The sequence below is a fragment of the Planomonospora alba genome (assembly GCF_039534085.1).
GTDB classification, from domain to species: Bacteria; Actinomycetota; Actinomycetes; order Streptosporangiales; family Streptosporangiaceae; genus Planomonospora_B; species Planomonospora_B alba.
In genome coordinates this window covers 22,552-31,951 of the sequence record NZ_BAAAUT010000071.1, presented here as the reverse complement: position 1 = coordinate 31,951, position 9,400 = coordinate 22,552, and the positions used below count along the sequence as shown (strand labels likewise).

At 24.3% G+C, this 9,400-nt stretch carries 14 protein-coding genes; 10 read left to right on the top strand and 4 right to left on the bottom strand.

Going from position 1 to position 9,400, the window contains the following annotated elements:
* The 5 genes from ABD823_RS30245 to ABD823_RS30225 all read left to right on the top strand — a co-directional run.
* On the top strand, positions 1–291 hold a 291-nt coding region (locus ABD823_RS30245; protein ID WP_344865534.1), incomplete at its 5' end, for an AcrID1 family anti-CRISPR protein.
* A 189-nt stretch (positions 292–480) separates the two neighbouring features.
* Positions 481–810 (top strand): hypothetical protein, encoded by a 330-nt coding sequence (locus ABD823_RS30240; RefSeq protein ID WP_198968558.1) that lies wholly within the window; start codon positions 481–483, stop codon positions 808–810.
* A 534-nt stretch (positions 811–1,344) separates the two neighbouring features.
* Positions 1,345–1,686 (top strand): hypothetical protein, encoded by a 342-nt coding sequence (locus ABD823_RS30235; protein WP_198968560.1) that lies wholly within the window; start codon positions 1,345–1,347, stop codon positions 1,684–1,686.
* A 131-nt stretch (positions 1,687–1,817) separates the two neighbouring features.
* Entirely contained in the window at positions 1,818–2,213 is a 396-nt protein-coding gene (locus ABD823_RS30230; protein WP_198968561.1) for a hypothetical protein, read from the top strand.
* A 559-nt stretch (positions 2,214–2,772) separates the two neighbouring features.
* The gene (locus tag ABD823_RS30225) at positions 2,773–3,090 is read left to right on the top strand and encodes an AcrID1 family anti-CRISPR protein (RefSeq protein WP_198968562.1); all 318 of its coding nucleotides are present in this window, start codon (positions 2,773–2,775) and stop codon (positions 3,088–3,090) included.
* A gap of 21 nt (positions 3,091–3,111) precedes the next feature.
* Here the strand turns inward: ABD823_RS30225 and ABD823_RS30220 are convergent, their stop codons facing one another.
* From ABD823_RS30220 to ABD823_RS34725, 4 genes are all read right to left on the bottom strand, one after another.
* On the bottom strand, positions 3,112–4,044 hold the full coding sequence (locus ABD823_RS30220) for a tRNA guanosine transglycosylase family protein (protein WP_198968563.1): 933 nt from the start codon (positions 4,042–4,044) through the stop codon (positions 3,112–3,114).
* Between the two features lie 8 nt (positions 4,045–4,052).
* Complete coding sequence (locus tag ABD823_RS30215) at positions 4,053–5,252, bottom strand: hypothetical protein (protein ID WP_344333010.1); 1,200 nt, start codon at positions 5,250–5,252, stop codon at positions 4,053–4,055.
* A gap of 236 nt (positions 5,253–5,488) precedes the next feature.
* Positions 5,489–5,677, bottom strand: coding sequence for a hypothetical protein (locus ABD823_RS30210; RefSeq protein ID WP_344865529.1), 189 nt, complete (start codon positions 5,675–5,677; stop codon positions 5,489–5,491).
* Positions 5,678–5,683: 6 nt separating this feature from the next.
* Positions 5,684–6,043 carry a rolling circle replication-associated protein gene (locus tag ABD823_RS34725; protein ID WP_198968522.1) on the bottom strand — a complete coding sequence of 120 codons (360 nt, stop codon included), beginning with the start codon at positions 6,041–6,043 and terminating at the stop codon, positions 5,684–5,686.
* A gap of 495 nt (positions 6,044–6,538) precedes the next feature.
* Between ABD823_RS34725 and ABD823_RS30205 the strand changes: the two genes are divergently transcribed.
* The 5 genes from ABD823_RS30205 to ccr1 all read left to right on the top strand — a co-directional run bounded on the left by ABD823_RS30205 (position 6,539) and on the right by ccr1 (position 9,384).
* Entirely contained in the window at positions 6,539–6,934 is a 396-nt protein-coding gene (locus ABD823_RS30205) for a hypothetical protein (protein ID WP_198968523.1), read from the top strand.
* 25 nt (positions 6,935–6,959) lie between these two features.
* Positions 6,960–8,282, top strand: a complete 1,323-nt coding sequence (locus ABD823_RS30200) for a BREX system Lon protease-like protein BrxL (protein ID WP_198968524.1) — start codon at positions 6,960–6,962, stop codon at positions 8,280–8,282.
* A gap of 2 nt (positions 8,283–8,284) precedes the next feature.
* Positions 8,285–8,899, top strand: coding sequence for a PD-(D/E)XK nuclease family protein (locus ABD823_RS30195; RefSeq protein ID WP_198968525.1), 615 nt, complete (start codon positions 8,285–8,287; stop codon positions 8,897–8,899).
* Positions 8,900–8,962: 63 nt separating this feature from the next.
* Positions 8,963–9,208: a hypothetical protein gene (locus ABD823_RS30190; protein ID WP_198968526.1), complete on the top strand. Its 246-nt coding sequence runs from the start codon at positions 8,963–8,965 to the stop codon at positions 9,206–9,208.
* Entirely contained in the window at positions 9,205–9,384 is a 180-nt protein-coding gene (ccr1, locus tag ABD823_RS30185) for an aCcr1 family cell cycle regulator (RefSeq protein WP_343819166.1), read from the top strand. The genes ABD823_RS30190 and ccr1 overlap by 4 nt, the downstream gene beginning before the upstream one ends.
* Positions 9,385–9,400: the final 16 nt, after the last annotated feature.

Here is a 9,400-nt window from a genome sequence, read left to right as displayed (position 1 = left end):
ACACTAAAAGACATGTTAAATCCAATTTTTGAAAATTCAGAAATTTGGGAACTGGATTTAATATTTAATCCAGAAATTGAACTTTCAGATGTTGAATTTGCTGATCTAATTAAAAATGCCGACCCGTTACAAGGTGTCGTAAACGATTCTGTGAATGTGAAAATATACACAGACGTATACGAATGGTGGGAATTTGAAAATCAATACTTAGAGTTTGAACTTGATTATTATGTCAAAGATGAGAAAATATTTGTTTTAGAAATGCATTTTTGGAGGAAAATTAGAAAGTAATCCTATTTTTTTAATTTTTTAATTTCATTTTAATTTTCTCTTTTTCTTTTTCTTCTTACTAACTAAAACTATGAACTATTTTTTTCAAAATTGTAATATTATTCCAGTTAGTTGAAAATATAGAGAAATAAAAGATTAGAGAAAGATTTAAATATACGTTTTTACATATGTATAATCAGTGAAAAGTAAATGAATATAGAGAATCAAGTAGAAAAAATAGTTTCAAGTTTCAAGACTTTTTTAAATAACTCAAGACAAGACGTGAAAACGATAAAGGTCAGTGAAAATGTTGAATTTTCAAGTGAAGAATTAGAGGAAATTTTTAATGAAATAGTAATGGAAATTTCAAATGGAAATTTAGCAATTTATGAAAGAAATATTTTAAACGGCTATTTCACTGAATTTTTGATAAAAACTAATAAAGCATTATTTGTTTTTCACTTATTTTTTGAGAAAACTGCAGGAAAATATAAGTTATATCTAATTGAAATGTCTAAGTTTTTTAACGAAAAAATTTAATTTTTTTTCTATTTTTTATTTTTTTATTATATTATCTAGTTTCTATTTTCTATATTTAGTTAAGATTATCTATAATTTTTCTCGCTTCTGTAATACTATTTCTAAAAATTGAAGAAATTGAGAGATGAAAAATTAGAGAGATAGAGATGTAAAAGATTAAAGAAAACTTTAAATATAAGTTTTTTCATATATATAAATGGTGAAAAGTAAATGAGTAAAGAGTTAGAATATATCATGAAGTTATTGGATGAATATTTTGAAGAAGAATTCGACTGTGATCACGAAGAGCTAAAACAGTTAGAAGAAATCTTAAGAAAGATAGAATATGCACTGAATTATTGCCGGATCGGCGATTATTAGAAAAAGATTATTTTTTTCTTTTTATTCTAATTTTTATTTTTTGTTTTTCTTCTAATTAACTAATTCTATCTTTAATTTTTTTCACGTTCCAAATATTAATTCTACTTATTGCTAATTTTCTAGTATTAAACTTTAAAATTGTCATATTTTTATCGAAATTTATTAGTGAGAAATATGGGCTATCAAGATATTCTAGATGAAATAATTAAACTAAGCGAAAAATATGTGAAAATTGTCGGAGAAAGAAAAAATATATTTAAAACTTTAAGAAGAAAAAGTATCGAAAAAAAGATAATAGAAAAATTTGAAAAATTTTGTGATATAATTCCATTATATATACTTGAAAATATACTTAAACCAAATAATGTTTTTGAATATAGTTTCGAAAAAAGTTATAAAAACAAAAGTGAGAAAATTGAAGTTATTACTAAAGCTAGACTAAAATTTAAATATGAAAATTATGAATTAAAATTATTAAGTGTTAAATTTGAAAAATCAATTAATCTAATTTCATAATTTTTTTATTAGGAATACTATTTCTAAAAGTTAAAAAATCAGAGAGATGAAAAAATAGAGAGATAGAGATGTAAAAAGATAGAGAAAGCTTTATATAGTAGTTTGACAAATATAATATTGAGGTAAGAAAGATGAGTCAAGAAATCGAATTTCCCGTAAATATAAATTTAGAAAGTCAAGAAGAAAAAATTCAACCGCAAGTCAAGAAGTTATACAAATTTTTTAATTACGTGAGTAACTACCATAATGGGAAAATTGATACTATGACGACTCAAAGTTACCTATATTTATTCGTTAGAGACGGTGCCATTAAGGTTGATTATGATGGCGAAATTTCAATAGAGACGACGGGTCTAAATATTTCAATTTGGGTCAATAGAGTAGAAAAAGAAGTAGAAATTAACGGTAATGCTAATGGATACGAGTTTAATATACAATTTACCGGAAAAGTAAAAGTAAGGACAGAAGAAAATAGACTTGTATTGACGTTAAAGCCTGAGACAATTCCTCAAATTACAACTCATTAATCATTTTTTATTTTCTTTTTTTATTTTCTATTATTTTCTTCTTTTTTATGTTTTTTGTTTTTCTATAATTAGCCAATTCTCTCGATTGTTTTTTTCAAGTTTGTGATACTAATTCAAGAGGTTGAAAATATAGAGACATAAAAAGTTAGAGAGATACAAACGTAAAAAGATAGAGAAAACTTTAAATATTAGTTTTTACATATATAAGAATGAGGTAAGAAAAATGAAAACGAAAATGAGTAAGAAAGAAAACAAAAAGAATAAAGTTTATTTTTGCAGAATGTGTAGTTTTGTAGCTACAGATTTAGATGAGTTAGATTTTCACTATAAGATGAGTCATGAATCATTTGATGAAGACTCTTTTTGGTAAGCTTTAAGTTATTTTATTTTTTATTTTCTCTTTCTAATTCTTCTTTTATATGTTTTTTCTTTTTCTATAATTAACTAATTCTATCTTTAATTTTTCTCAAGTTCGGAATAATAATTCTATTTTTTAGCAATTTCCTAGAATGAAAATTTAAAATTGTCATAGTTTTATCGAAAACATAGTGAGAAAAAAATGGAATTTGAAGATTTAGATGTAGTTCTATATGTATTTTTTGAAAATCAAGAAATGAAAAGTTTTGAATTTGAATTTAAAGAATTATTTGAAATTACTGAAAATGGATTAAGATATCTTGTAGGAGTTCCAGATTCAAGAAATAAAATCAAGAGTAATAGCGAAATTATTGAAGAATTTATATATTATCAGAATGATAATATTGTTATTAAGTTGACATTTTATTATACTAAAGACACGAATAAAATTTATATAAGAAAAATTTACGGTTGGAGAGAGAAAAGATCAGAATCTGAGAATGAAGAAGACAATATTTAAGTATGCTATTTGATTAATTTATTATTCTTCTAATTCAATTTCCAAATCATTATTACTTTTCTTTATATTTTGTGGCTTATTTTTCTTTATTTCACTTGCAATTTTATAGTTTTGAATTATCTCATTAACTAGACTATCTAGTCCCATTTTTTTTAATTTCTTAGCATATATCGTATATTTATTTTCAATATTCCAATTATTATATTTTAAAATCCAAGCATTTATAGTTTGTAAAATTTTTACATTTGAAAGATCATATTCAAATGGAAAATTTGTCTTATCTAAAAATTCATATAATAGTTCTTCTTCTTCTTTTGTTAATGTTCTTTTTTTTCTATCGCCTACATATCTTCTAGAACCATCAAACCAAAAGATCTCTCTGAAACCTGAAATTCTTGTATAAGTTGAAGTATCCATAGAATTAGCATTATCAAAAGTTTGGAGAAAATATGGAGCAGACATTCCTAGAACATGAAGTTTTTTTGTGTATTTTCTTAGATAATAATACCAAGGAAATGTATAGATTAAAATTTTTAATTTACTAGATGCAATTATTCCGCCAAATGCTATATAATCAGTGTATTGTTTATAAAAATCTAAGGCTTCATCTACTTCTCTAATTGGATATAAATGTATAACTGGGATAATTCTTTCTATATATTCAATTTTAGTATATAGATATTCGAAATATTCGAAATTCTTTCTATTTAATGGTTCAAAAATAGATGGAATATCAAGAGAAAAAAATGCATAAGCATTATATGTTTTATATTTTTCTAATACATCTTTTACTGAAATTTTCAAATTGTAAAGGCTAATTTGATAACCGCCACTGTCAACCCAAGTTTCATTTTTCCAAGTTATTTTTTTGTTATGTAATTGATTAATCAAAACTGGAAAATTTGTCTTGAGTAATAGTTCTTTTGATGATGTTATTTCAAATACTAATTTCATATAACTTTCTATTTTGGTATGACATTTATTTTATTTCTTCTTAATAAGTATACTATAGATCCTATTATTGGTATTATTATAATTCTTAATATTGTATCTTCTATATTTCCAGAGATTACAAATTTATAAAATATTGGATTTTGATATCCTAAGTAGAAGAATAGAAATATCTGAATTGCTAAAGATGTTAGAACTATAGAAAATAATTTTTTATCATTCATGAGTTTCAAATATGCAAATGCTACAATTATGAAATTCCAGAAGATGAACAATAAACCATCAAGTCCAAAAGATATATTAAATCCAAGTAGATTTTCTAGAACATTTGCTATTGTTTCTGTCGCAAAAATCAATAATAAAATATTTGGATTTATTTTGCTAAATGTTTCAGGTAATACTTTATCGAAACTCATAGTTTGAATTAATCTACTTTGGATTTTATTTGCAATTGGCATGTAACTAAAGAACCAAATTGGCATTAATGCAAACAATATTGACAAATTTGAATAGCTATCTAGAATTGAAAGTATCACGACTACTAAATAGCTTACAAAATATCCGACCATACTAGATTTTTTAATATTTTTTATTTCTCCAGCTATGTAACTGATTGCATTTATGAATATAAACGCTGATAAATCAAATAGTAATGCAGATAATAAAGTATTAGAAATTGTGAAGTTTTGATATTGAAAATTAAATGATTTAAAAACTATAAATAATGCTACTATTATTTGTGCAATTGCTAATATATCAACAATTTTTGCATATATTCTCTTATTAGCGATAATTAGTAAAACAATAGGAAATAAAGATTCAACAATTAGAAATTGTTCAAATTGATTTTGAATATTAAAGTTTAAGAGTACAAGATCACCTAAGATTGGTTGAGATAGTACATATGTTAACCATAATGAAATTCCAAAAATTGTAAAGAATTTTGAAGAAAATGCAGTTCTAATATATGCATAATCACCGCCATTAAGTGGATATTTTGTTGTTAAACGATAATACATTAATAATAGTGGAATTTCAAATACTGCTCCAATTAAAATTGCGTATAATAAGTTAACATTTTTTAGCAAACTACTGACAAATAATGGATAACTTATCCCGCTTAAAATTCCTATATAGAGAAGATTTATTGAAAAAATATCTAGGATATTAAATGATTTTACAATTCCAGAACTTTTTCTTTCAAGTTCCATAAGCTCTTGTGCAGTTTAAGACATAAATAAAGACTCAAAACTAATACATAATATAATGTATATGATGTCTCCTTTTTGTAAGTAAAACTTCATTAAATTCTTATTGACAATAACAAAATTTTTTTATATAAATTTCATAGCAAGTAAATCAAACCATATACATTATATAATATATATGATATATAGCTTTAGAAATAAGTTGATAAAAAAAAGAAAATATCTTTAATTTGGTTTTTTTAACCGCCTCGTTTTTGCAAATACTCTCTTATTGCTTCTTCTATAGCTTGAGTTAATTGAAGATTATTTTTTGCACAGTATACTTTCAGTCTAGTTTTCAAATCCTTGTCCATATAAATTCCAAATACTGCTTTTTGCTTCTTTTTTTGACTCTGTTCTTGAGTTTGCATTTTTCCTCGTTTGTTCATTTTGATTTATGACATTTTTATATCTTTTTTTGTCTTTATCATATATTTATATACATTTTTTATATCACTTATATTTTTTGGAATTAATTCGATTCTTATATCAGTATGAGGAGGCATATGTTTGTGAACTCTAGAATAATCCAGTTTTTTATTCGTGAAAACTAAAATATGATAATGAAGACCATTTGAATTTTTTGTGGTTTCCTTTATAGAAAATACATGTGAATTTTTGTCATGATTATAAATATAACTACGAAATTTTTTAAAAATTTTTTCAGTATCTCCATATTTATAATTAGTTGCAATAGTAATGAAATAAGTATAAGTATAAGAAAAATGAAAATTTAAAACTTTTTTCAAATCCACAATATTACGTGCGGAAATGACGTTTAAAAACTTATGTCGACAGAAAGGCGAAAGGTTTAAAAATGTATAATCACAAATTTTTATAAGCGAGGTGGCTAGAGATCCAGCGTAGAAAGTATATATGCCTAAGAGTTCCAAGTGAAGTAAAACAAATTTTTTACGAAAAAAGAGAAGAGATAAAAAAACAATTAGATGATATTTTAGAAGGAAAAAGAACACTAGAAATTAAAGAAACTGCAGATTTATATGATGAAAAAGTATTCTTTACAGTAGATATGTTATATTATGCGAAATTGCAAGAATTATCAAAAAAATATAAAAAACCATTATCGAAAATAATCAGATCTGTATTCTTTAATCTAAGTTAAATCTTTTTTTTCTTTTTCTTTTTTATTTCTCATATTATATATTGGAAATTCTATATTTCTCTTCATATTATGAAATTAAAAAGATATAAAAATGTCATAATTAAAAGATATTTTTAGAGGGAGAAACATGGCGTCCCTTAAACAAATACTGGATGAATTAGGAAAACAAGCTAAAGAACAAAACAAGATAGCTAGTAGAATTTTAAAGATAAAGGGAATAAAAAGAATTGTTGTACAATTAAATGCGGTTCCACAGAATGGTTCAATAAGATATTCAATGACAATCCATAGTCAAAACAATTTCAGGAAACAAATTGGAATAACGCCACAAGACGCAGAAGATTTAAAATTGATTGCAGAGTTTCTAGAGAAATATGCAGACTTTCTTAATGAATATGTAAAGTTTACTCCAAGGAATAATAGCACAGTTCAAGAAGAAGAACTAGACATGGAGCAACAAGAAGAAAAAGAAGAAAAACCTAGTACGAAAAGCAGAAAGAAGAACGTAGAGGAGGAGTTTTAAAACGTCATAAAGTCATTTTTTTTTCATGAATGAAACTACACAACAGAATCTTCAATTATTTGAAAAGTTAAAAAGTCATTCTTTTTTTTATAATCCAAGAGATAATGAAAGAATTTTAAGTCTAATTCTTGGCGAAAAACAAGTTGAAGAAAATAAGAAAATTGAGATTTTGAAAGCTTACAAGAGAGGAATTGATTCTCAATATTTTAGTGCTAATTTGCCATATTATAACGAAATAAAATTTATAAGTAAAATTACTGGATTTAAAGTTAAAGATGATCTAGTAATTGCAAAATTTCAAAATGGTTTTACTGGAGATTTTGATCCACATGAAATTGCTGATAATCCAGATGATTTTTATAATCTTATTTCTTCATATATGTTTGTAAAGATCAAAAAAGGATCAGAAAACTGGTTTATTGATGAAATATTTTCTATAGAACCGCCTAATAATTTTGAAATTGCAAAAGAAATTCTAGAAGAAGCTGATAAACAACATTTAACTTATGCTATTCTATTGCAAGCTTTTGGATATGATTCACAAAAGATGGATTCAGATGATATTTTCTTAACTTTACCACGATTATTCCCACTTTTCAAATCTCCAATTACTAAAAGACAGATAAACACAATAGAAATTTCAAATAGAGGTACTGGAAAAACTACAACATTTATGATTTTACAAGAAGTTTTCAATTTTCGTTATTATACAGAACCTCCAACTTATGCAAATTTGATCTATGATGCTAGAAATAATATGTACGGTTCAGTATTTTTATCAAACGGATTAATTTTTGACGAAATACAAACTTGGAAAGATGGATATGCAGTTAAAGAATTAAATTCTATAAATTCTACATTATCTACTGGAATTGAAAATTGCATTTGGACAAGAGGAGCAGGTACAGAAAGTAAATCTGCTACAATTCAAAAATGTATTCCAATTATTTATGCTGGAAATCCTTTCTCTTTAACTTTAGATAAATATCAAACTCCAGATATAGAATCATATTTACAACAATATGAAATTTTTACGCCGGCAATTTTAGATAGAATTCATATTATTCAATTAGCAATTAAGAAAACTTATGATAAAATAATAAATGCTAGAGTTCTTTATCCTTCAATTCTAAGAGCATTAGTGGAATTAATTCAGGAAAAAATTAACAGAACTACAAATTATGCGGACTGTGGAAATCTAGAAAGTAGAAGAAAAGAACAATCTATAGATATTCAAATACTTTTACAAGCTTTAGATATAGATTTGCAAATTGGAAAAGTTTCAAATGAAGAAGTATGTAATAAAATTGTAAATCTAATGAGATTTAGCAATTTAGGAGGATGGTGAAAATGAATTATGAAGATCATATAAAAGAAAGTTTTAAAGTTAAATATCCTAGTGATACAATTTTTCCAAGTGAAGTTGGTATTTGTTATAGAAAAAGCTATCTTGCTAGAAATATTGAATTTGAGAGAGGAATAAATGAAATTTATCTTGATCTAGGAGAACAATATCATGAGAGAATTGAACAATATTTTAAAGAAAAATTGAATTGTCAAACTGAAGTTGAAATTAAAGATGAAGTTGAGGGAATGAAAATTAGCGGTAGAATTGATATAATTTGTAATAATGACTTATTGGAAATTAAAACAATTAGTTATAATTATTTCCAAGTAAAAGAATATCATTTATACCAAGTCGCATTATATTATCATATTTTGAAAAAGCAAAATTATCAAATCAATAATGTATATATTATATATTTAAATAGAAACACTAGAGAAGTTAAGCAATTTAAAATTGATGAAAAAGTTTTAGAAAATTATTATCAAAAAGTTATTGAATGGATAAAGAAATTTAAAGAATATCTAAAAGAAACAGATTATAAAAAAGTTCCAGGAGTTAATAATTATATCTGTAAATCTTGTGAGTTTAAGCAAAAATGCATTATATCACTTTTTTAATGAAAAAATAGAAGAGTAAAAAGATATAAAAATGTCATAATATAAAATGTAAAAATAGAGAACATGAGTCAAGTAGAAGAAGTCATAAAAAGTTTAAATAAAAAAGATATAAAAGATATAATAACTAAAAATATTAATTTTTTAGTAGAACCACAAATTCTATTTTATGCAAAAAAGAGAAATAGGATAGTAGGATATCTAGAAATCAATAATAAACATTATCGTTTTGAATTGATATTTAGCAAAGATAATAGCGTAAGTATAACAGTTGGAGAAATAATAGTTTTCGGGAGCAGTGATTTGAAATGATGAAGATTGTCACATTTAAAATTCCAGATGAAATGTTACTATTACTAGAGGCTTATGCTATGAAACATAAGATGAACAGGTCAGAAGTAATAAGGTTAGCAATAGAGAAATTAGTAGTAGACGAAATGAAAAATGAACCAGTTCCAAAAGCTAAAGTTGAAAAAATAAAGTTATGAAAAGTGCATAAAATAT

What these genes read in the sequence shown, in the direction of transcription:
- ccr1 (WP_343819166.1), top strand. Translation starts at nt 9,205, where the DNA reads ATGATGAAGATTGTCACATTTAAAATTCCAGATGAAATGTTACTATTA.
- ABD823_RS30215 (WP_344333010.1), bottom strand. Translation starts at nt 5,252, where the DNA reads ATGGAACTTGAAAGAAAAAGTTCTGGAATTGTAAAATCATTTAATATC.
- ABD823_RS30195 (WP_198968525.1), top strand. Translation starts at nt 8,285, where the DNA reads ATGAATTATGAAGATCATATAAAAGAAAGTTTTAAAGTTAAATATCCT.
- ABD823_RS30190 (WP_198968526.1), top strand. Translation starts at nt 8,963, where the DNA reads ATGAGTCAAGTAGAAGAAGTCATAAAAAGTTTAAATAAAAAAGATATA.
- ABD823_RS30240 (WP_198968558.1), top strand. Translation starts at nt 481, where the DNA reads ATGAATATAGAGAATCAAGTAGAAAAAATAGTTTCAAGTTTCAAGACT.
- ABD823_RS30210 (WP_344865529.1), bottom strand. Translation starts at nt 5,677, where the DNA reads ATGAACAAACGAGGAAAAATGCAAACTCAAGAACAGAGTCAAAAAAAG.
- ABD823_RS30230 (WP_198968561.1), top strand. Translation starts at nt 1,818, where the DNA reads ATGAGTCAAGAAATCGAATTTCCCGTAAATATAAATTTAGAAAGTCAA.
- ABD823_RS30235 (WP_198968560.1), top strand. Translation starts at nt 1,345, where the DNA reads ATGGGCTATCAAGATATTCTAGATGAAATAATTAAACTAAGCGAAAAA.
- ABD823_RS30205 (WP_198968523.1), top strand. Translation starts at nt 6,539, where the DNA reads ATGGCGTCCCTTAAACAAATACTGGATGAATTAGGAAAACAAGCTAAA.
- ABD823_RS30225 (WP_198968562.1), top strand. Translation starts at nt 2,773, where the DNA reads ATGGAATTTGAAGATTTAGATGTAGTTCTATATGTATTTTTTGAAAAT.
- ABD823_RS30200 (WP_198968524.1), top strand. Translation starts at nt 6,960, where the DNA reads ATGAATGAAACTACACAACAGAATCTTCAATTATTTGAAAAGTTAAAA.
- ABD823_RS30220 (WP_198968563.1), bottom strand. Translation starts at nt 4,044, where the DNA reads ATGAAATTAGTATTTGAAATAACATCATCAAAAGAACTATTACTCAAG.